The following is an 18,898-nucleotide window of genomic DNA, read 5'->3' as shown; positions in this document are numbered from 1 at the left end:
CGGGAGCGGGGGCGGACGGTGCGGCCTCGGGGGGTGCCACCGGCTTGCGGGCGGGGGGGCGCGGACGCGGCGCGGGCCGGGGCCGCGGCGCCGGCGCGGCGGCTGCCGCCTCGGCCGTGACGTCGGTGGGGATGGGCGGCGCGGCAATACTGCGGGTGCTGAACACCGGGCCGGCCGGCGCGGGGGCTGGGGGCTCCCAGGCCAGCGGCACCCCGCGCAGGGCCAGCCAGTGCAAGGCGAGCACCAGCACGGTGATGAAAACAAGGGCGCGGCGGGGCATGCGGGAGGGCGGCGGGTTCAGGGGACCGCCGCACCCAGGTCGCGCGACAGCTGTGCGGCGGCCGCGCGCAATGGGGTGTCGATGGCGCCGTTCCATTGGGGATCGAAGGTGGCGACCGATCCGAGGGTGGTGATGCCCAGCGCCAGGTGGCCGCCGGCGTCAAAGACGGGGGCGCAGAACGCCACGATTCCGGGCAGCAGCGTGTCCACGACGCGGGCGGCGCCCTGCGCGCGCACCTCCGCCAGCAGGGCTTCCACCGCGGCGGCGCTGGCGGGGAGGTCGGTGCGGCGCAGTGCGGCGGCCCGCGACAGTTCATCCTGGAGCAGCGGGGCAACCACTTCGGGCGGCAGGTAGGCCGCAAAGCACCGGCCCGTGGCAGACGACAGCAACGGCATGACATCACCCAGCCGCAGGTTGGCGGTCACGGCCTGGGGCGACTCCTCCCAATGCACGATGGTCGGGCCGTGGTTGCCCCACACCGCCAGGGCCAGGGTGTGGCCGATGGCCTCCATCAGCGCGGGCATGCGTTCGCGTGCCAGGCGCACCGCGTCCAGCCGTGCCAGGGACGCCAGGCCCAGCTTCAGCGCCGCAGGGCCCAGGTCGTAGCGCGCGGTCCGCGGGTCCTGGGTGACCAGGCCCAGGCGTTGAAAGCTCACCAGGTACCGGTGGGCCTTGGCCGCGCTCATGCCGGCGGCTGCGGCCACGTCCTTGAGCATCAGCGGCCCGCGCGAGCGCGTCAGCCCGTCCAGCAGCGCAAAACCCACCTCCACCGATTGAATGCCCGCACGGCCTTTGTCCATGTGCACTAAAATTTGCGAGTTTTGTTTGGTTAAATCAATTCACCCAATCGTAATTCGTGTTGGGTGACGCACCGGCCTCGCCGCAGGTCCCGCCCCCATGAAACTCGCTACCTACAAAGACGGTTCGCGCGACGGCCAGCTGGTGGTCGTCTCGCGCGACCTGGGCACAGCCCATTATGCGACCGGCATTGCTGCCAAGCTCCAGCAGGTGCTGGACGACTGGGGCTTTCTGTCGCCCCAGCTGCAGGACCTGTACGACCAGCTCAACAGCGGGCGGGCACGCCACGCTTTTCCGTTCGACCCCGCGCAGTGCATGGCGCCGCTGCCCCGTGCCTACCAGTGGGCTGACGGCTCGGCCTACATCAACCACGTGGAGCTGGTGCGCAAGGCGCGCAACGCCGAGGTGCCCGAGAGCTTCTACACCGACCCGCTGATGTACCAGGGCGGCAGCGACGACTTCCTGGGCCCCTGCGACGACGTGGTGGTACCCAGCGAAGCCATGGGCATCGACTTTGAGGCCGAGATCGTTGTCATCACCGGCGACGTGAAGATGGGGGCCACGCCCGAGCAGGCGCTCGACGGCATCCGGCTGGTGACGATTGCCAACGACGTGAGCCTGCGCAACCTGATCCCGGCCGAGCTGGCCAAGGGTTTCGGCTTTTTCCAGAGTAAGCCCGCCACGGCGTTCGGCCCGGTGGCCGTGACGCTGGACGAGCTGGGCGACGCGTGGGAGCAGGGCCGCCTGCACCTCACGGTGCAGTCCACCTGGAACGGCCGCAAGGTCGGCATGTGCGACGCCGGCCCGGAGATGACCTTCCACTTTGGCCAGCTGATCGCCCATATCGCCAAGACCCGCAACGTGCGCGCCGGCTCCATCGTGGGCAGCGGCACCGTCAGCAACAAGGGCGTGGAGCACAACGGCCGCATGGAATGGCCCAAGGGCTACAGCTGCATTGCGGAAAAGCGCTGCATCGAAACCCTCCAGGACGGCAAGCCCAGCACCGAGTTCATGAAGTTCGGCGACACCATCCGCATCGAGGTCCAGGGCAAGGACGGCACCAGCCTGTTTGGCGCGATCGACCAGACCATCGCCGCGCCCGCAGCGTGACGAGAATTTGGATGAAATTGGCCTCTAGCGCCCGTCCATCCAGCGCAAGAAGCTATTAATTTAGTAGCGAATGAGCATGGACGCCGGGCGCGGGCGACGCTTGCTGGTGTCTGTGGGGCGTTCGGCGCCAGGGGGCTTCTGTCACCCGGGCGTGTGGCAGACCGCTTCCACGTTGTTGCCTTCTGGATCGATCACGAAAGCGCCGTAGTAATGGGCGTGGTACTCGGGCCGCAGGCCCGGGGCTCCGTTGTCCTTGCCGCCGGCGGCGATGGCCGCCGCATAGAACGCATCGACCTGGGCGCGGTTTTGCGCGCGCCACGCCAGATGGCATCCCGTGGTGGCCGGCGGGCCGCCGTAGGGCGAGGGGCCGTCGATGAACCACACATCGGCCTTCTTGCCGTCGGGCTCGGACGCATCGGGGTAGGCGAAGCCCAGGATGTTCATGCCGTAGTTGCCCTCAAAGGACAGGCTGTAGCCCAGCGGTGCCAGGGCGGCGCTGTAGAACGCCTTGGCCCGGCCGATGTCGGTCACGCGGAAAGTCATGTGGTCAAGCATGGAGTGGCTCCTGAATGGAAAGGGGCGCGCGCCGGGGTGGCGCGCCAGTGGACTGTATTTAAATACAGTGTCTCTGGCAAGACCTTCCTGCAGCCCTCGCCGTGACGCTGCGCACCCTAGTCCCACCCCTCCAGCACCAGCTTGCCCCGCGCCGTGCCGCTCTCGATCAGCGCGTGCGCGCGCCTCAGGTTGTCGGCGTTGATCGGACCCATGCGCTGGTCCAGCGTGGTGCGCAGCAGGCCCGCGTCCACCAGCTGCGCCACCTCGCTCAGCAGGCGGTGCTGGCCGACCATGTCGGCGGTGCCGAACAGCGCGCGCGTGAACATCAGCTCCCAGTGCAGGGACACCGACTTGCGCTTGAACTTCGTCACGTCGAGCGACACCGGGTCGTCGATCAGCGCGAACTGGCCCTGCGGCGCAATGGCTTCCACGATCTGGTCGAAGTGGGCGTCGGTCTGCGTGAGGCTCGCGATGGTGTCCACCGTGGGGTGGCCGATGCGCGCCAGCTCCTGCGTAAGCGGCAGGCTGTGGTCGATGACATGGTGGGCGCCCAGGTCGCGCACCCATTGCTGTGTTTCGGGGCGCGATGCGGTGCCGATCACCGTGAGGCTGGTGAGCCGCGCGGCCAGCTGCGTGAGGATGGAGCCCACGCCGCCGCTCGCACCGATGATGAGCAGGGTCTTGTGGGTCGGCCGCTTGCCGGGGGCCACGCCCAGCCGGTCAAAGAGCAGCTCCCACGCGGTGATGGTGGTCAGCGGCAGCGCCGCGGCTTCGGCAAAGTCCAGTGACTTCGGCGCGTGGCCCACGATGCGCTCGTCCACCAAGTGCAGTTCGCTGTTGGTGCCCGCGCGCGCAATGGAGCCCGCGTACCAGACGCGGTCGCCGGGCTTGAAGAGCGTGACCTCGGGGCCCACCGCGCGCACGATGCCGCTGGCGTCCCAGCCCAGCACCTTGTACCCGGGGCCATCGCCGCTGCGCGAGTTGCTGCTGCGCACCTTGGTGTCCACCGGGTTCACGGACACGGCGCGCACCTCCACCAGCAGGTCGCGGCCGGTAGCCACGGGGTCGGGCAGGGTGATGTCGAGCAGCGACTCGGGGTGGTTGATGGGGCGGGCGGTCTGGTAACCAACGGCTTTCATGAAGAGCTCCTGGGGTGTTGCAAGGAAAAGGGTGGGGAGGGCGGCGCTGGCGCTCAGGCCGCCGTCGCATCGGCCGCTGCCTGGGGGCTGGTGGCTGCTGCGTAGTCGGTGTAGCCGCGTGCGCCGCCGCCAAACAGCTGGGCCGGATCGAACGGCGCCAAGGACAACCCCGCCGCAAGGCGCGCAGGCAGGTCGGGGTTGGCGATGAACGGCCGCCCAAACGCCACCAGGTCGGCCAGGCCGGAGGCCAGGATCTGCCGGGCGCGCTCGGGGGTGTACTGGCCCGCCACGATCACGCGGCCGCTGAAGGCGGCGCGCAGCGCGTGGCGGAAGCTGTCCGGCACGGCGGGGGCGTCGTCCCAGTCGGCCTCGGCCAGGTGGATGTAGGCCAGGCCCAGCGCGTCCAGCTCGCGTGCCAGGTGCAGGATGGTGGGGATGATCTCGGGGCAGTCCATGCCGCGCTGGGTGATGAACGGGGCCAGGCGCATGCCTGTGCGCTCGGCGCCGGCCTCGCTGGCCACGGCCGCGGCCACCTCGCGGGCAAAGCGGGTGCGGTGCTCCACCGGGCCGCCATAGGCGTCGGTGCGGTGGTTGGACGTGGTGCGCAGGAACTGGTCGATCAGGTAGCCGTTGGCGCCATGGATTTCCACGCCGTCGAAGCCGGCGCGCATGGCGTTGGCGGCGGCCCGGCGGAAGTCGTCCACCACGCCGGGAATCTCGGCGGTGGCGAGTGCGCGCGGCACGGGGCAGTCCAGCAGGCGGCCCACGCCGTCGTCGCCGGCAACCCACACCCGGGCAGCGGGCGCCAGGGCCGAGGGCGCCACGGGCAGGCCGTCGGCATGGAAGCTGGGGTGCGACATGCGGCCCACGTGCCACAGCTGCAGCACCATGCGTCCGCCGGCGGCATGCACCGCCTCCGTGATGCGGCGCCAGCCCTGCACCTGGGCCTCGCTGTAGATGCCCGGGGTGAAGCTGTAGCCCTGGCCCTGGCGCGAGACCTGGCTCGCCTCGCTGACGATCAGGCCCGCGCTGGCCCGCTGCGCGTAGTAGTCAGCCATCAGCGCGTTGGGCGCATCGCCGGGCTGGCTGCTGCGGGCGCGGGTCATGGGGGCCATCACCATGCGGTTGGGCAGCTGCAACGGACCCAGTTGCAATGGTCGGAAGAGGGGCGCGGAGGGGTTGGTGGCGGTCATGGGGTCAAGGCGGGCAGCCCGGAGTTGGAACATGCCGCAATGGTGATTGCGGTGTGTATTTCTTTAAATGGGATGGCTGTTGAAGAAATATTCAAGGAAAATTTGAAAATACGCCGCGCCGACGCCATGCCCCATGAAAAGCCTGCAAGACCTCGACATCTTTGTGCGCACCGTGGACAGCGGCAGCCTGTCCGCCACCGCCCGTGCGCTGGACCTCACGCCCGCCGCCGCCAGTGCCGCGCTCAAGCGGCTCGAGGCGGAGCTGGGCGTGGCGTTGTTCGTGCGCTCCACCCGCAGCCTGCGCTTGACGCAGGAGGGCGCGCTCTTCCTGGAGCACTGCCGGCCCGCCCTGGCCGCGCTGCAGCAGGTGCACGGGCAGTTGCAGGGCGGGCGCGCCGGCGGGCTGCGCGGCACGCTGCAGCTGGCCGCCCCTTCGGACCTGGGGCGCAATGTGCTGCTGCCCTGGCTGGATGATTTCCAGGTGGAGCACCCGGGCATCGACTTGCGCCTGCAGCTCTCGGACCGCATGGCCAACGTCTACAGCGAGCCGGTGGACGCGGCCTTTCGCTACGGCAAGCCGCAGGACTCCAGCCTGGTGGCGCTGCCGCTGTCGGCCGCGCACCGCCGCGTGCTGTGCGCCGCGCCCGCCTACCTGGCCGCACGCGGCGCGCCCGCCACCCCGCACGCGCTGGCCGACCACGACGGCCTGTGCTTCATGCTGGGCGAGGACGTGCACGACCGCTGGCGCTTCTGGGACGCGGCAGGCCGTGAGGTGCAGGTGCGGGTGCGCAGCCGCAACGTGTCCAACGACGGCGACGTGGTGCGCCGCTGGGCGCTGCGGGGCCGGGGCATCGCCTACAAGTCGTTCTTTGACGTGGCCCACGACTTGGCTGCCGGCCGCCTGGTGCCGCTGTGCACCGACTGGGTGACGGAAACCGTGCCCCTGTTCCTGGTGGCCCCCAGCCGGCGCCAGCTCACGCCACTGCTGCGGGCACTGCGCGACTTCATGGCCGGGCGGCTGCAAGCGCTGGCCGACCAGGCCCCTGGGCGGACCTGACCGAATGGAAGAGGGTTGTCCGGCGGGCGACGTGCAGGGCGCACGCGCCAGTCGCACAATGACCTGCTGCGCGCGCGGGCTGTTCCGGGCGCTCGTTCACCCACCACGCCATTTCCACGCCATGCTGAACTTCGACTTCCACAACCCCACCCACATCGCCTTCGGCCAGGGCCGCATTGCCGACCTGGACCGGCTTGTGCCCGCCAGCGCCAAAGTGCTGATCCTGGTGGGCGGCGCCAGCGCCGAGAAGACCGGCACCCTGGCCGAGGTGCGCGCCGCGCTGGGTAGCCGCCAGCACGCCACCTTCAGCGGCATCGAGCCGAACCCGAGCTACGAAACCTCCATGAAGGCCGTGGCGCAGATCCGCGAGGGCGGGTTCGACTTTCTGCTCGCGGTGGGTGGCGGCTCGGTCATCGATGCCACCAAATTCATCGCGGCGGCGGTGAAGTTCGAGGGCGGCGACCCCTGGGCCATCCTGGAAAAGCACGGCCGCAACGTCGCGGGCGCGCTGCCGTTCGGCACCGTGCTCACGCTGCCCGCCACAGGCTCGGAGATGAACAACGGCGGCGTCATCACCCACCGCGCCCAGGGGGCGAAGCTGTCGTTCGGCAGCAACCACACCTTCCCCGTGTTCTCGGTGCTGGACCCCACCAAGACCTACACCCTGCCGCCCCAGCAGCTGGCCAATGGCGTGGTCGATGCCTTCGTGCACACGGTGGAGCAGTACCTGACCTACCCGGTCAACGCGCCGGTGCAGGACCGCTTTGCCGAAGGCATCCTGCAGACGCTGATCGAGATCGGCCCGCGCCTGCTCACGGCCTCCGAGCCCGTGTACGACGACCGCGCCAACCTCATGTGGGCGGCCACCATGGCGCTCAACGGCCTGATCGGCGCCGGCGTGCCGCAGGACTGGGCCACGCACATGATCGGCCACGAGCTGACGGCGCTGCACGGCATCGACCATGCGCGCACGTTGGCCATCGTGCTGCCCGCGCTGCTGCACGAGCGCCGGGTCGCCAAGCGCGCCAAGCTGCTGCAGTACGGCGAGCGCGTGTGGGGCATCACCACCGGCACGGACGACGAGCGCATCACCGCCGCCATCGAGCGCACGCGCGACTTCTTTGAAAGCATGGGCATTCGTACCCGGCTGTCGGGCTATGGCCTGGGCGCCGACGTCATCGACAAGGCCGTGGCCCAGCTCGAGGCCCATGGCATGGTCAAGCTGGGCGAGCAGCGCGAGATCACGCCCGCCGTGAGCCGCCGCATTCTCGAAGCGGCGCTGTAGGCCAGCGTCCCCTTCGCCCCGGGGTTCTCACCGCGCTGGCGCCGCATGCGTCATCAGTACGGCAGGATGCCCGGCAGCAGCGGCCGGTGCAGGCGCTGGCACCACCATTTGAGGGCCTCGCCCCGGTGCTCCGGCTTCCAGGCCAGCCAGAAGGTCTCGTCGGGGCGGGGCTCCTGCACCGGCAGTTCCACGAGGATGCCGTTGTGCAGCTCCACGCGCACGCAGGCGCGCGGCACGAAGCCATGGCCCAGCCCCGCGGCCTGGCACGCGATCTTGGCCTGCATGGAGGGCACCGTGATGCGCCGTTGGCCGGGCAGCAGGCCCACCGTGCGGTCTGACAGCGTGCGCGCCCCGTCGCCCACCACCACCGCCGTGTGCTCCAGCAGGTCTGCACGGGTGAGCGGGCGGCCCAGCCGTGCCAGCGGGTGTGTGGCCGTCACGCAGAACACAAAGTCCAGGCGGCCCACCGCCACGGCCTTGTAGCCGCCGCCGGCCGGGCCTTCCCCGGCCGCCACGATGAGGTCCGCCCGGCCCTCGCGCAGCGCTTCCCAGGTGCCGGTCAGGGTCTCGCAGCCAATGCGCAGCCGCGTGCCGCAGTTCAGGGCCTCGAAGGCGGCAATGTCGTCGTTGAACGCACTGGTGGGGATGAGCGAGTCGTGCACCAGCCGCAGCTCGGACTCGAAGCCCGTGGCGATCTGCCGCAGGCGGGACTCCAGCTGCCGTGCCGACGCCAGCAGCCACTGGCCCTCCTTGAGCAGCTCCTGGCCCGCCGGGGTGAGCGCCACGCGCGGCCCGTTGCGCGTGAACAGGGCCAGGCCCAGCTGCTCTTCGAGCTTGCCCACGGCATAGGAAATGGTGGAAGGCACCTTGTGCAGCCGCTCCGAGGCGCCTGCGAACGAGCCATGCCGGGCAATGGCATCCACCAGTTCAATGGCTTCGAGGGTGAGTTTCAACATGGGCGGGCGGCTGGATGTGGATCATCGAAATTATCGATGATGAAGGGCCAAAACGTTCAACCAACGCGCCCGCCATGCGTCCGATACTTCCTTCATCGCAGCACCGAACGCCAATGAGGTTGCGCTGATTTTCAAGACGGCGTCCAGTGTGAAATTTATCGACAGCTACTGAAAGGAAGACCCCATGCTCGACATCCGCAAAGCCCAACACCGCGGCAAGGCCAACCACGGCTGGCTGCAATCGAACCACACCTTTTCCTTCGGCCACTACCACGATGCAAACCAGCAGGGGTTCTCGGACCTGCTGGTCATCAATGATGACCGCGTGGCCCCGGGCCAGGGCTTTGGCACCCACCCGCACCGCGACATGGAGATCTTCTCGTATGTGCTGGAGGGCGCGCTGGAGCACAAGGACTCGATGGGCACTGGCTCGGTCATCCGCCCGGGCGACGTGCAGATGATGAGCGCCGGCACGGGCGTGCGCCACAGCGAGTTCAACCACTCCCACGAGGAGCCGGTGCACTTCCTGCAGATCTGGATCGTGCCCGGGGCGCGCGGCGTGCAGCCCCGCTACCAGCAGGTGCATTTCAGCGCGGCCGAAAAGCGCGGCCGCCTGCGCCAGATCATCTCGCCCGAGGGCGAAGGCGGGTCGCTGGCCGTGCACCAGGATGCCCGTGTGTATGCCGGCCTGTTTGACGGCAGCGCGGAGACGGCCACGCTGGACGTGGGCCCGGACCGCCATGTGTATGTGCATGTGGCCCGCGGCAGCCTGGAGGTGAACGGCGAGCGCCTGTCCGAAGGCGATGGGGCGCGCATCCGCAACGCCGGCGCGCTACGCTTCGGCCAGGGGGAGGGCGCCGAGGTGCTGGTGTTCGACCTGCGCCCCCACGAGCTGCCCACGATGCCGCAGTGAGGTGGCAGCCGGGGGCCGTGGGCCGCGTTCAGGGCCTCAGGCCGGAACGGCCGGCCCGTGCGGCTGCAGGCACATGGGCCGCTCGTCAAACGCCAGCCAGCCCAGCGTGTCGCACAGCGATTGCACCCAGGCGGTGTAGTCGGTGCGCAGCGTGCAGTGCATGGTCAGGGGGCCGTCGGCGGCCGCCTCGGGCAGGTGGAATTCCACCGGATGGCCCAGCACGGTGGCGTGGCCCCAGGTGGGCAAGGCCCACTGCAGGCCGGGCAGCACCCGGGCCAGCGAAGCCTTGATGTGCTCGATGTCGCGCAGCACCTGTACCGTGTCGGGGGAGAGCTCCTCGGTGGTCAGCGGCAACCGCGTGGGTTGGAAGAACAGGTAGGTGTAAGCCATGGGCCGGATGTTGCACCTGGTTGCACCTGGCGCCCGCAAGCCGCCGGCCCCGGGCGTGAACTATTGCGCAGCCGGGCCTTCCGGCTGCGGCCGGGGCGCAGGCGGGGACGGAACGCCTGGGGCGGCCCGTCGGCTACCCGAAGTGGTCGAACGAGGCGTAGCGGTGGTCCACCGGCCGCCCTTGCGCGTCCACCAGGCGCAGGCCGGTTTCTGCCTGTACCGTGCCGATGCGGGTCACCGGCGTGGCGCTGGCGCGGGCCGCGGCCGCCACGGCCGCGCTGCGCCCCGGCGGGGCGGTGAACAGCAGCTCATAGTCGTCGCCCCCGGCCAGGGTGCATTGGCGCACTAATTCTTCATCAAAATGGCCTGTAGCGCTTGATGGGCAAGCGCAAGCAGCTATCAAATTTGAAGTAACCTGGGTGTCGATGCAAGCCCCCACGCGGGAGGCTTTCAGCAGGTGCGACAGGTCGCCCAGCAATCCGTCGCTCACGTCCATGGCGCTGCTGGCCACGCTGCGCAGCACCTGGCCCAGCGCCACGCGCGGCGTGGGCCGCTCCAGCCGCTGGCGCGCATGGTCCAGCACGGGGGCTGGCAGGCGGATATGGCCCAGCAGCGCCTCCAGGGCCAGGCGCGCGTCGCCCAGCGTGCCGCTCACATAGATGTCGTCGCCCGCCCGTGCGCCGCTGCGCAGCAGGGCCTGGCCTGCGGGCACCTCGCCGAACACGGTGATGCAGATGTTGAGCGGCCCCTGCGTGGTGTCGCCCCCCACCAGTTCGCAGCCGTGCGCATCGGCCAGCGCCAGCAGCCCGCGCGAGAAGCCGGCCAGCCACGGCTCGTCCACGCGCGGCAGGGCCAGCGCGAGCGTGAAGGCCAGCGGCCGCGCGCCGCAGGCCGCCAGGTCCGACAGGTTCACGGCCAGCGCCTTGTGGCCCAGGGCCTGCGGGTCCACGTCGGCAAAGAAGTGCCGCCCCTCCACCAGCATGTCGCTGGAGACGGCCAGCTGCATGCCCGCGGCGGGTGCCAGCAGCGCGCAGTCGTCGCCCACGCCCAGCGCGGCGTGGCGCACGGGGCGCGTGAAATAGCGTGCGATCAGGTCGAATTCACCCATGGTGTGTGCAAAGAAACGGTGAGGGAGGCCTATGCGCCGCCGCGCTCCTGCGCGGCAAACCACCCGGCCCAGTGGTCGATGCAGGCTTGCACCTTGGGCAGGCGGTGGCGGCGCGTCAGGGTCACGGCGTGGATGGGGCTGGGCTGCAGGTCCACACAGTCCGCCAGCACGGGCGCGAGCACGCCCTGGCGCACCAGCGGCCCAGCCACCACGGTGGCCAAGCGCGCAATGCCCAGGCCCTGCAGCGCCATGCGCGCCGTGATGGCCGTGCTGTCGGAACGCCAGTGGCCGTCGGCCACCAGCACCTGTGGCGCGCCATCGACCTGGAAAGGCCAGTGGTTCAGAAAGGCCACCGCGCTGTTCGTGATGAGCCGGTGCTGGCGCAGATCGTCCGGGCGCCGGGGCACGCCGTGGGCCTGCAGATAGCCGGGTGTCGCGTACAGTCCGCGCGCCAGCGTGCCCAGCGGGCGCGCCACCACGGTATCGGTGGGCGGCGGCCCCGTGCGGATGGCGATGTCGATGCCATCGCGCGCCATGTCGGCCATGCGGTCGTCCACCACCAGTTCCACGCGCAGCTGCGGGTGGCGTTGCTGCAGGCTCTCAAAGCTGGGGATCAGCAGGTGTTCGGCCACCACCGAGCTGGAGGCCACGCGCACCCAGCCGCTGGGCTGGCCGCTCTGGGTGGCGAACTCGCCTTCCAGCTCGTCCAGCGCGCCGGTAATGCGCCGGCAGTAGTCCAGGAAGGTGAGCCCTTCGGCTGTGAGTGCAAGCCCGTGGGTGCTGCGGTGGACCAGCCGGGCGCCGCACGATTGCTCCAGCCGCGCCAGGGTGCGCGAGGCTTGGCTCACCGGGGCGTTGCGCTCGCGCGCCACGGCCGAGAGCGAGCCCAGTTCGGCCACGCGCACGAACAGGTGCATGTCTTCGAAACGGAGGTCGCGCATCGGGCAATGGTAACGGGGCCTCGGGTGTGCCAGGCCTTGCACCCGCTGCAAAACGCCCTTGCGCGGCAGGCTGTTTCGCGGGCGGTGCGCGGTGCCTACAGTCCCGTTCACCCCAGCCAACCCCCGATGAGGAGCCGCGCCATGCAACCCCTGTCTCCGGACGAATACCACCGCCTGCGCGAGCAGGCCCAGCGCCGCGCGGTGGAGCTGCGCCGCGCGGCGGTCCACGATGCGCAGGACCGGCTTGCCCGCACGCTGCTGCGGTGGGTGCGCCAGGCCCTGCACCGCCCGGGTGCGCGCGCTGCGGCCCGCGCCACTCCCTTGATGCCATCGCCCCAGGAGACCACAGCACCATGCCCACGCTCGTTTTGAAGATCGCCCCCTTGCACAACCCCGAGCGCTACCCGCAGCTGGCCCGCGCGCTCACCGATCTCACGGTGGAGCTGCTGGGCAAGCGGCGGGAGGTCACGGTCGTGGTCATCGACGATTTGCCGGCAGCGCGCTGGCACATCGGCGGCCAGGCTGCGGCGCAGCCCGCGGCACTGCTGGAAGCCAGCATCACGCAGGGCACCAACACGCCGGCGGAGAAAGCCGCTTTCGTGCAGGCGGCCTTTGCCGAGCTGCGCCGGCAACTGGCGGGCGACGGACCGCTGGCCGAGGCCAGCTACGTCATCGTGCGCGAGCTGCCCGCGGGCGACTGGGGCTATGGCGGGCGCACCCAGCAGGCCCGCAAGGCGGCCCTGGCCGCCTGAGCCCGCCGCCGAGCGGGCGGCGTGGAGCGCTCAACCAAGCGCGCCGCGGAAACGCAGCGCCGCCTGGCGGCTCACCTCGGCCAGCAGCTGCTCCTCGCTCTGGCGCTGGCGCAGCCAGCGGGCGTCGTTCTGGCCCGCTTCCACCTCGGTGCGCAGCATGTGCATGGCGCTCGCCGCCCCTTGCCGGGCGGCGTGGCTGGCCACGGTGTCCATGGTGCGCAGGATGTGCTCGCGCAGCGGCATGTGGTCGCCGGTGGCCGGGTCCACGTACACCGCGTCCATGCCAAAGCGGCAGGCCTGGAAGCGGTTGTAGGTGTAGACCAGGTAATCGTCCTCCTCGGGCATGAACGGCTGGTCGGCCAGGAACCAGGCCCCCAGGGCCTGCACATAGCCCGCGAGCGCGGCCGCGCGCTCGATGGTCAGCGGCGTGTCGAACACGCGGATCTCGATGGTGCCGAACTCGGGCTTGGGACGGATGTCCCAGTAGAAGTCCTTCATGCTGCGCACCACGCCCGTGCGGGTCATCTTGTTGAAGTAGACCGTGAAGTCGTCCCACGTCAGGGCCATGGGCGCGCGTCCCGACAGCGGGAAGGCGAACACCGAGTTCAGCCGCGCCGAATCGAACGCCGTGTCCTGCCCCTGCACATAGGGGCTGGAGGCGGACAGCGCGATGAAGTGCGGGATGTAGCGGCTCATGCGGTGCAGCATCAGCAGCGCGGCGTTCGCATCGGGGCAGCCGATGTGCACGTGCTGCCCGAAGATGGTGAACTGCTTGGACAGGTAGCCGTACAGCTCCGACAGCTCGCGAAAGCGCGGCTTGTCGTAGATGCGCCGCTCGTGCCACTGCTGGAAGGGGTGCGTGCCGCCGCCCACCACCGCGATGTTGAGCTTGTCGGCGCTGCGCACCAGCGCGTCGCGGATGGGCGTGAGCTGGCCCAGCACCTCGCTGGCCGAGTGGCAGATGCCGGTGGAGATCTCGATCATGCTGTTCGTCATCTCCGGCACCACGCTGCCGGGCAGCGGCGTCTTGCGCATGAGGCGCAGCATGTCCTCGGCGTAGGGGGCCAGGTCGTAGTCGTTGGTGTTGACGAGCTGCAGCTCCAGCTCCACGCCCAGCGTCAGCGGTTCGGAATGGTTGAAGGCTTCAAGACTCACGGCCGGTATCTCCGTTGTTGTTGTTGCCAGGGCTGGTCAGTGCGGCCCAGGGCTTGGAGCTTTCGCCCGCACGGTAGATGGCCACGGTGGCAATCACCGAGCCCAGCACTTCCATCAGCAGGATGGCAGGCAGCGCCACGCCCGCGATGACGTGGCCGGTGGATGGCGACGCCAGCACGAACTGCGATGCGATCAGGAGCGCGATGGAGGACATGGGCGTCATCGCGCAGCCCACCCACAGCGCCTGCTTCCAGCTCGCGCCGCTGCCCACGTTGCCCAGCGCCACGCCCACGGCCTTGGCCAGCAGGCGTACCGTGATCAGCGCCAGCACCACGCCGGCCACGTGCGCGCTCCAGTCGGCCTGCGCGGCCACGGTGGAGACCAGCACGAACATCAGCATGGTCAGCAGCGACGACGCATTGCCCAGCTGCCGCGGCCAGGCCCAGGGCCGGGGGTTGAGCTGCTTGAGCAGCATGCCCGCCAGCAGCGCGGCCAGCGGCGCCGAGCCGCCCATGTGCGCGGCCACGGCGGTGCCAGCGGCCACCAGGGCCAGGAACAGCATGGACGTGTTCTCGCTGGTAGGGCTCATCACGCGCAGCGCCATGCGCAGCACCAGGGCCAGCACGGCGGCCACGATGATGGAAACCCCCAGCACCACCACCACCGGCGAGATGGTCTCCAGCACCGTCACGCTCTGCCGGTTGAGCAATTCGGCGCGTGCGCTGCCCAGGGTCAGCGCGTACAGCGACGAGAGGGTGGTGAGCACGATGGCGCGTTCCGTCACCGGACCGGCGGCGCGGGTGTCCGCCACCACCCGGGTCAGCACCGCGGGCGATGCGGCCAGCGCCACCAGGGCCAGCGGCCCGGCCACCTGCGTGGGCAGGTTCAGCCACACCAGCACCCAATACACGGCAAAGTAGGTCAGCACCGATTCGGCAATGCTCTGCACCAGCACCATCGGGTTGTGCCGGAACCAGCGCAGCGGAATGCGCCCGCCGCATTCGAACAGCACGATGGCCAGGCCCAGTTCCAGCAGGAACAGGCCGATGCCCTGCAGCGGCCACACGGCGCCGCTGAACCCCGCCAGCCCGGCGGCCGTGCCCACCAGCGAGTAGCCCAGCACCTTGGGCAGGCCCGTGTGGCGCTGCGTGAGATAGCCTGCCATCGCGGCCACGGCCAGCAGCAGCGACCATTGCACCGTAGGCAACCCGGCCGAGGGGCGCAGCCATTGCGCCCAGAAGCTCAGGATTTCATTCATGTCATGGAACCTCCGTGTCACCGCAGGAGCCCCCGCGGTGCTGTTGTTGTCGATAGCCGGGCCCTGGCGGGCCCTGCAGGGTTACGCCCCGCGCGGGCTTGAATTTACAGGCTGAAACACGGGGGCGGTGTAGGACACGGGCGCCGATTGGCCCAGGGACGGCCGGACCTGTGGGCGACCCGCCGGGTTGGCTGGCTATCAACGCCGCGGCAGGAAGAAGCTCAGCGGCGCGCTGCGCAGCCGGGCCCGCAGCGCCGCGTAGATGCGCGAGCGTTCCACGCCGCTCACGTTCTGCGCCTGCAGTGCCAGGCGGAACGCCAGGTAGAAGCTGACGGACACATTGAAGGCCCCCAGCAGCGGCAGCGTGGCCGCCGCCCACCAGAAGGCCGGCGTGTGCAGCGCCGGCAGCCCCAGCGATGCCACGGCCGCGGCGACTTGTCCGGTGGACAGTGTGACATGCCGGACGTCCAGCGCCAGCCCGAAAAACCCCGCGAACGCCGGCACCAGGCCGAGCATGAAGCCCAGGGAAATGTTGGCCGCAAAGCCTGAGATGTTCTCGCGCAGGAAGCGCGCCCAGCGGGCCGCGCGCGCGGCGCCCAGCCAGCGGGTGATGCGCGGGTTGTAGTGGATGGCCGAGTCCAGCCGGTGCAGCACGAACCAGTTTTCCGTCCAGCCCGCGACGATGCTCGACGCAAACAGCAAGACCCCCGTGAAGGCCGCGAACAGCACGGAGGGGCCCAGTAGGTGCAGCGACTCCAGCACATGCCCGGCCTGGGCGTGGCTGATCGCGGGGGCGCCGGTGCCCCAGGCGATCAGCGCGGCCAGGGCCAGCACGGCCGGGAACACCACCAGCACGTTGCCCAGCACCGCGGCCACCTGCGAGCGCACCAGGTGCGTGATCTCGTCCACAAAGGCTTCCGTGCCGCCGCCGGTGCTCAGTTCCTTGAGCTTGGCCGCCATGGCCGGCGCCGTCATGGCGGGCTGCTTGGTGGCCACGGTCAGGTGCAGCAGCTGGATGAGCACAAAGCTCACGGCGTAGTTCACGCCGGCCCAGAAGCCGCCCCAGAAGGCCGACAGGGCCAGCGCGTACAGCCCGAACTTGGCGAGCGTGGTGAAGGCCATCAGCGCCCCGCCGCCGGCGGCCTTGCGGACCATGGCGCGGTATTCGGCGCCGGTGCGGGTGATGTAGTGCTCGCCGGTCTCGGCGCTGCGCTCGGCCACCTTGGCGGCCAGCAGTGATGAGTTGGAGGCCAGCAGCGCGCGCAGGCTGCGGCGGTCCTGCCCCACCATGACCAGATGCGCCATCAGGCGCGCGGCGGTGGCGGCGGGGGTGGGCGAGAGCAGGCAGTCCAGCAGCTCGCGCACCCGCAGGATGCGCTCGCGCAGCTGCCGCAGCCGGAACACCAGCCCCACGGAGACGCCGTTGTCTTCAAAGTGGGTGTACACGGTGGCGGCGGCCGCGCGGCAGCCCTCCAGGCGCTCGCGCAGGCGCTGTGCGGCCTCGTTCAGGCGGTCGGGGGTGCGCAGCGCGTGCAGCACCTCCACCCGCAGGCTCTCCACATCGCGGATCAACGCGTGAAAGGGCTGCGCATCGCGCGCCGCCTCGCTCATGCGCAGGCGCAACTCGGGCGCAAAGCCGGTGGAGAGGATCTGCCCCGCGCAATAGGTGATGGCGTCCAGCAGCGCCTTCTGCCAGCGCGAGGCGCCGCCCCCGCCCCGCGTCTCATCCGCAGGGGGTGCGGCCAGCAGCGCGACCAGGCGCTGGAGTTGCGTTTCCTCCAGCGCCGCAAGCCATTGCGCGTCGAATTCGCCCGGCAGGGCCAGCATGAACAGCTCCGACGCGTCGATGGTCTCGGGGCTGTGCGGCAGCAGCTTGGTGCGCAGGCGCTCGGCCATCTCGCTGACCAGCGCGGTGCGGGGCGCGAAGCCGAAATCCGCCAGCAGTGTCGTGATGTCCACATGCTCCACCAGCGTGGTCCACCAGGCCCGCAGGCGGGTGGCCACGTCCGGCCGGGCTTCCACCGCATCCAGGAACAGCTGGACCCGCCCCACGGCGGCCGGCACAGAATCGCCCTTGCCGCGCACCCAGTCCAGCAGCTGGATCAGCCACAGATGGCGGTCCGCCAGGCCGGCCTCGGGGTCCAGCGCCGCCAGCAGGCCGGCGAGGTCGGTCGGGGCGGGGAGCGGCAAGCCCGGGTTCTTCGCCGTCAATGCAGCACCCGGCTGCTGATGGGCGTGCCGCCCGGGCCCTGGTGCATGGCCTCCAGCATAAAGAGGGGCACGGGGGTATCAAACGGCTCGCCGTCTTCCGCCACGCAATGGAAGGTGCCGTGCATGGTGCCGCTGGAGGTGCGCAGCCGGCAGCCGCTGGTGTACTGGAAGGATTCGCCGGGCTTGAGCAGAGGCTGGTGGCCCACCACGCCCAGGCCCTTGACTTCCTCGGTGTGGCCCTGCGCGTCACTGATGACCCAGTGGCGCGAAATCAGCTGTCCCGGCGCGTCGCCGGCATTGGTGATGGTGATCGTGTAGGCGAAGCTGAACACCGCGCTCTCGGGCGACGACTGTTCGGGCAGGTACTCGGGGACCACCGCCACATCGAACTGGTACTTGGGCATGGCGGAATGGTAACCGTGGCCGGCAAATAGCCGCCGGGCCGCGGGCTTTGCGACAATCCGGGCATGAGCAGCCCCACCTACCGCATTGCCCCCTCCATCCTGTCTGCCGATTTCGCCCGCCTGGGCGCAGAAGTGCAGACCGTCATCGCCGCCGGCGCCGACTGGATCCATTTCGACGTGATGGACAACCACTACGTGCCCAACCTCACCTTCGGCCCCATGGTGTGCCAGGCCTTGAAGCCCCACGCCAGGACCCCCGCGGGCGCGGCCGTGCCCATCGACGTGCACCTGATGATCCAGCCCGTGGACGCGCTGGCCGCCGCCTTTGCCGAGGCAGGCGCCGACTACATCAGCTTCCACCCCGATGCTTCGGGCCACGTGCACCGCAGCATCCAGGCCATCCGCGCCAAGGGCGTAAAGCCCGGCCTGGTGTTCAACCCCGCCGAGCCGCTGGATGTGCTGGACTGGGTGATCGACGACATCGACCTCATCCTCATCATGAGCGTCAACCCCGGCTTTGGCGGCCAGAGCTTCATCGACTCGGCCCTGCGCAAGATCGAAGCGGTGCGCAAGCGCATCGACGCCTCGGGCAAGGACATCCGCCTGGAAGTGGACGGCGGCATCAAGGCCGACAACATCCGCCGCGTGGCCGATGCCGGCGCAGACACCTTCGTGGCCGGCAGCGCCATTTTCGGCAAGCCGGACTACAAGGCGGTGGTGGACGCCATGCGCGGCGCACTCGCCGCAGCCTGAGCCTTCGGGTTCCGCCGCGGTTTACGTGTCCCGCGGCTGCAGCGTGCTGTAAATGCTATTAAATTAATAGCTTCTAGCGCTTGATGGATAAGCGCTAGAGACCATTTTAATGATATTCCGCCGCCCCCCGCTTACTGGGGAATCACCGTGGTCGTGATCGACTCGCGCAGCACGCCGCCGCCCGGCACGGAACCGCTGGCGGGGTCGCTTTCGATCCGGCGCACGCATTCCGCACGGTCTGCCGTGTTCTGGAACGCTTCGCAGCGCTGGGTTGCGTTGGCAATGGCAATCGGACCCGGGTCGCTCAGCTGGCCCTTGCGGGCGGCGTCGTAGGCGTTGGTGGCTTCACGCAGGCAGGTGGCCAGACTGTCCTGGATGTTGTTCGTCTGGCACCGCTGGCGTTCCTGCTCGTAGCGCGCCCGCGCGTCTTGCGGCGGCGTCTGGGCGCTGGCGGCGGCGCAGGCCAGCAGCAGGGTGGCGGTGAAAAGCGGTTTGACGGCATCACGGTATCGCATGGGACAACTCCTTTTTGGTGCGCGGGCAGACTGGTCCACCCATGGAAGGGCAGCGTACGCCGGGGTGCGGCGGCTGTCTGTCAGACACCACCAGACGCGGCCGTCCGCAGAGGCGCCGCTGGGCG

The 18,898-nt window shown here is 69.9% G+C and carries 20 protein-coding genes and 1 pseudogene; 7 read left to right on the top strand and 14 right to left on the bottom strand.

Going from position 1 to position 18,898, the window contains the following annotated elements:
* Together LWW96_RS11205 and LWW96_RS11200 are read right to left on the bottom strand one after the other, a co-directional pair.
* Positions 1-280: pseudogene (locus tag LWW96_RS11205) on the bottom strand (DUF3108 domain-containing protein); the annotation flags it as partial.
* 17 nt (positions 281-297) lie between these two features.
* Positions 298-1,080: an IclR family transcriptional regulator gene (locus LWW96_RS11200; protein ID WP_291486971.1), complete on the bottom strand. Its 783-nt coding sequence runs from the start codon at positions 1,078-1,080 to the stop codon at positions 298-300.
* A gap of 97 nt (positions 1,081-1,177) precedes the next feature.
* Here LWW96_RS11200 and LWW96_RS11195 point away from each other — a divergent pair, with 97 nt between their 5' ends.
* A complete protein-coding gene (locus tag LWW96_RS11195) occupies positions 1,178-2,188 on the top strand; it encodes a fumarylacetoacetate hydrolase family protein (RefSeq protein ID WP_291486970.1) in 1,011 nt (336 codons plus the stop codon).
* A 141-nt stretch (positions 2,189-2,329) separates the two neighbouring features.
* On the opposite strand, the gene LWW96_RS11190 is transcribed toward LWW96_RS11195, so the two are convergent.
* The 3 genes from LWW96_RS11190 to LWW96_RS11180 form a co-directional block, all read right to left on the bottom strand.
* Complete coding sequence (locus tag LWW96_RS11190; RefSeq protein ID WP_291486968.1) at positions 2,330-2,743, bottom strand: VOC family protein; 414 nt, start codon at positions 2,741-2,743, stop codon at positions 2,330-2,332.
* 116 nt (positions 2,744-2,859) lie between these two features.
* Entirely contained in the window at positions 2,860-3,882 is a 1,023-nt protein-coding gene (locus LWW96_RS11185) for a zinc-binding alcohol dehydrogenase family protein (RefSeq protein WP_291486967.1), read from the bottom strand.
* Positions 3,883-3,935: 53 nt separating this feature from the next.
* A complete protein-coding gene (locus LWW96_RS11180; protein ID WP_291486965.1) occupies positions 3,936-5,075 on the bottom strand; it encodes an alkene reductase in 1,140 nt (379 codons plus the stop codon).
* A 133-nt stretch (positions 5,076-5,208) separates the two neighbouring features.
* Here LWW96_RS11180 and LWW96_RS11175 point away from each other — a divergent pair, with 133 nt between their 5' ends.
* Positions 5,209-6,132 carry a LysR family transcriptional regulator gene (locus LWW96_RS11175; protein WP_291486963.1) on the top strand — a complete coding sequence of 308 codons (924 nt, stop codon included), beginning with the start codon at positions 5,209-5,211 and terminating at the stop codon, positions 6,130-6,132.
* A 121-nt stretch (positions 6,133-6,253) separates the two neighbouring features.
* Positions 6,254-7,417 (top strand): iron-containing alcohol dehydrogenase, encoded by a 1,164-nt coding sequence (locus LWW96_RS11170; RefSeq protein ID WP_291486961.1) that lies wholly within the window; start codon positions 6,254-6,256, stop codon positions 7,415-7,417.
* A gap of 53 nt (positions 7,418-7,470) precedes the next feature.
* On the opposite strand, the gene LWW96_RS11165 is transcribed toward LWW96_RS11170, so the two are convergent.
* The gene (locus LWW96_RS11165; RefSeq protein WP_291486960.1) at positions 7,471-8,373 is read right to left on the bottom strand and encodes a LysR family transcriptional regulator; all 903 of its coding nucleotides are present in this window, start codon (positions 8,371-8,373) and stop codon (positions 7,471-7,473) included.
* Positions 8,374-8,557: 184 nt separating this feature from the next.
* Here LWW96_RS11165 and LWW96_RS11160 point away from each other — a divergent pair, with 184 nt between their 5' ends.
* Positions 8,558-9,286, top strand: a complete 729-nt coding sequence (locus tag LWW96_RS11160) for a pirin family protein (protein ID WP_291486958.1) — start codon at positions 8,558-8,560, stop codon at positions 9,284-9,286.
* A 36-nt stretch (positions 9,287-9,322) separates the two neighbouring features.
* Here the strand turns inward: LWW96_RS11160 and LWW96_RS11155 are convergent, their stop codons facing one another.
* The 3 genes from LWW96_RS11155 to LWW96_RS11145 all read right to left on the bottom strand — a co-directional run bounded on the left by LWW96_RS11155 (position 9,323) and on the right by LWW96_RS11145 (position 11,725).
* Complete coding sequence (locus LWW96_RS11155; RefSeq protein ID WP_291486956.1) at positions 9,323-9,676, bottom strand: hypothetical protein; 354 nt, start codon at positions 9,674-9,676, stop codon at positions 9,323-9,325.
* Positions 9,677-9,809: 133 nt separating this feature from the next.
* On the bottom strand, positions 9,810-10,784 hold the full coding sequence (gene thiL, locus LWW96_RS11150; protein WP_291486954.1) for a thiamine-phosphate kinase: 975 nt from the start codon (positions 10,782-10,784) through the stop codon (positions 9,810-9,812).
* Positions 10,785-10,813: 29 nt separating this feature from the next.
* Positions 10,814-11,725: a LysR family transcriptional regulator gene (locus LWW96_RS11145; RefSeq protein WP_291486953.1), complete on the bottom strand. Its 912-nt coding sequence runs from the start codon at positions 11,723-11,725 to the stop codon at positions 10,814-10,816.
* Between the two features lie 141 nt (positions 11,726-11,866).
* Between LWW96_RS11145 and LWW96_RS11140 the strand changes: the two genes are divergently transcribed.
* Positions 11,867-12,097, top strand: a complete 231-nt coding sequence (locus tag LWW96_RS11140; RefSeq protein WP_291486951.1) for a hypothetical protein — start codon at positions 11,867-11,869, stop codon at positions 12,095-12,097.
* Positions 12,079-12,477 (top strand): tautomerase family protein, encoded by a 399-nt coding sequence (locus LWW96_RS11135; protein WP_291486950.1) that lies wholly within the window; start codon positions 12,079-12,081, stop codon positions 12,475-12,477. The genes LWW96_RS11140 and LWW96_RS11135 overlap by 19 nt, the downstream gene beginning before the upstream one ends.
* A 30-nt stretch (positions 12,478-12,507) precedes the next feature.
* On the opposite strand, the gene LWW96_RS11130 is transcribed toward LWW96_RS11135, so the two are convergent.
* From LWW96_RS11130 to apaG, 4 genes are all read right to left on the bottom strand, one after another.
* Entirely contained in the window at positions 12,508-13,632 is a 1,125-nt protein-coding gene (locus tag LWW96_RS11130) for a YbdK family carboxylate-amine ligase (protein WP_291486948.1), read from the bottom strand.
* Positions 13,622-14,890 (bottom strand): cation:proton antiporter, encoded by a 1,269-nt coding sequence (locus LWW96_RS11125; RefSeq protein ID WP_291486946.1) that lies wholly within the window; start codon positions 14,888-14,890, stop codon positions 13,622-13,624. Before LWW96_RS11125 ends, LWW96_RS11130 begins: the two co-directional genes overlap by 11 nt.
* A gap of 198 nt (positions 14,891-15,088) precedes the next feature.
* Positions 15,089-17,080, bottom strand: coding sequence for a site-specific recombinase (locus LWW96_RS11120; RefSeq protein ID WP_291486944.1), 1,992 nt, complete (start codon positions 17,078-17,080; stop codon positions 15,089-15,091).
* 17 nt (positions 17,081-17,097) lie between these two features.
* A complete protein-coding gene (gene apaG, locus LWW96_RS11115) occupies positions 17,098-17,505 on the bottom strand; it encodes a Co2+/Mg2+ efflux protein ApaG (RefSeq protein ID WP_291486943.1) in 408 nt (135 codons plus the stop codon).
* A gap of 63 nt (positions 17,506-17,568) precedes the next feature.
* On the opposite strand from apaG, the gene rpe reads away from it, so the two are divergent.
* Complete coding sequence (gene rpe, locus LWW96_RS11110) at positions 17,569-18,258, top strand: ribulose-phosphate 3-epimerase (RefSeq protein WP_291486941.1); 690 nt, start codon at positions 17,569-17,571, stop codon at positions 18,256-18,258.
* Between the two features lie 131 nt (positions 18,259-18,389).
* On the opposite strand, the gene LWW96_RS11105 is transcribed toward rpe, so the two are convergent.
* Positions 18,390-18,773 (bottom strand): hypothetical protein, encoded by a 384-nt coding sequence (locus tag LWW96_RS11105; protein WP_291486939.1) that lies wholly within the window; start codon positions 18,771-18,773, stop codon positions 18,390-18,392.
* Between the last annotated feature and the right edge of the window lie 125 nt (positions 18,774-18,898).

The organism is Acidovorax sp. (assembly GCF_021287135.1).
In the GTDB taxonomy this organism is placed as follows: domain Bacteria; phylum Pseudomonadota; class Gammaproteobacteria; order Burkholderiales; family Burkholderiaceae_C; genus Acidovorax.
The sequence above is the reverse complement of the archived record's forward strand: the minus strand, read 5'-3'. Positions and strand labels throughout refer to the sequence as shown.

Excerpts from the sequence above, each read along its gene's own strand:
- LWW96_RS11175 (WP_291486963.1), top strand. The coding sequence starts at position 5,209 with ATGAAAAGCCTGCAAGACCTCGACATCTTTGTGCGCACCGTGGACAGC.
- LWW96_RS11155 (WP_291486956.1), bottom strand. The coding sequence starts at position 9,676 with ATGGCTTACACCTACCTGTTCTTCCAACCCACGCGGTTGCCGCTGACC.
- rpe (WP_291486941.1), top strand. The coding sequence starts at position 17,569 with ATGAGCAGCCCCACCTACCGCATTGCCCCCTCCATCCTGTCTGCCGAT.
- LWW96_RS11180 (WP_291486965.1), bottom strand. The coding sequence starts at position 5,075 with ATGACCGCCACCAACCCCTCCGCGCCCCTCTTCCGACCATTGCAACTG.
- LWW96_RS11135 (WP_291486950.1), top strand. The coding sequence starts at position 12,079 with ATGCCCACGCTCGTTTTGAAGATCGCCCCCTTGCACAACCCCGAGCGC.
- LWW96_RS11140 (WP_291486951.1), top strand. The coding sequence starts at position 11,867 with ATGCAACCCCTGTCTCCGGACGAATACCACCGCCTGCGCGAGCAGGCC.
- LWW96_RS11145 (WP_291486953.1), bottom strand. The coding sequence starts at position 11,725 with ATGCGCGACCTCCGTTTCGAAGACATGCACCTGTTCGTGCGCGTGGCC.
- LWW96_RS11185 (WP_291486967.1), bottom strand. The coding sequence starts at position 3,882 with ATGAAAGCCGTTGGTTACCAGACCGCCCGCCCCATCAACCACCCCGAG.
- LWW96_RS11170 (WP_291486961.1), top strand. The coding sequence starts at position 6,254 with ATGCTGAACTTCGACTTCCACAACCCCACCCACATCGCCTTCGGCCAG.
- LWW96_RS11165 (WP_291486960.1), bottom strand. The coding sequence starts at position 8,373 with ATGTTGAAACTCACCCTCGAAGCCATTGAACTGGTGGATGCCATTGCC.
- thiL (WP_291486954.1), bottom strand. The coding sequence starts at position 10,784 with ATGGGTGAATTCGACCTGATCGCACGCTATTTCACGCGCCCCGTGCGC.
- LWW96_RS11105 (WP_291486939.1), bottom strand. The coding sequence starts at position 18,773 with ATGCGATACCGTGATGCCGTCAAACCGCTTTTCACCGCCACCCTGCTG.
- LWW96_RS11160 (WP_291486958.1), top strand. The coding sequence starts at position 8,558 with ATGCTCGACATCCGCAAAGCCCAACACCGCGGCAAGGCCAACCACGGC.
- LWW96_RS11195 (WP_291486970.1), top strand. The coding sequence starts at position 1,178 with ATGAAACTCGCTACCTACAAAGACGGTTCGCGCGACGGCCAGCTGGTG.
- LWW96_RS11190 (WP_291486968.1), bottom strand. The coding sequence starts at position 2,743 with ATGCTTGACCACATGACTTTCCGCGTGACCGACATCGGCCGGGCCAAG.
- LWW96_RS11125 (WP_291486946.1), bottom strand. The coding sequence starts at position 14,890 with ATGAATGAAATCCTGAGCTTCTGGGCGCAATGGCTGCGCCCCTCGGCC.
- LWW96_RS11200 (WP_291486971.1), bottom strand. The coding sequence starts at position 1,080 with ATGGACAAAGGCCGTGCGGGCATTCAATCGGTGGAGGTGGGTTTTGCG.
- apaG (WP_291486943.1), bottom strand. The coding sequence starts at position 17,505 with ATGCCCAAGTACCAGTTCGATGTGGCGGTGGTCCCCGAGTACCTGCCC.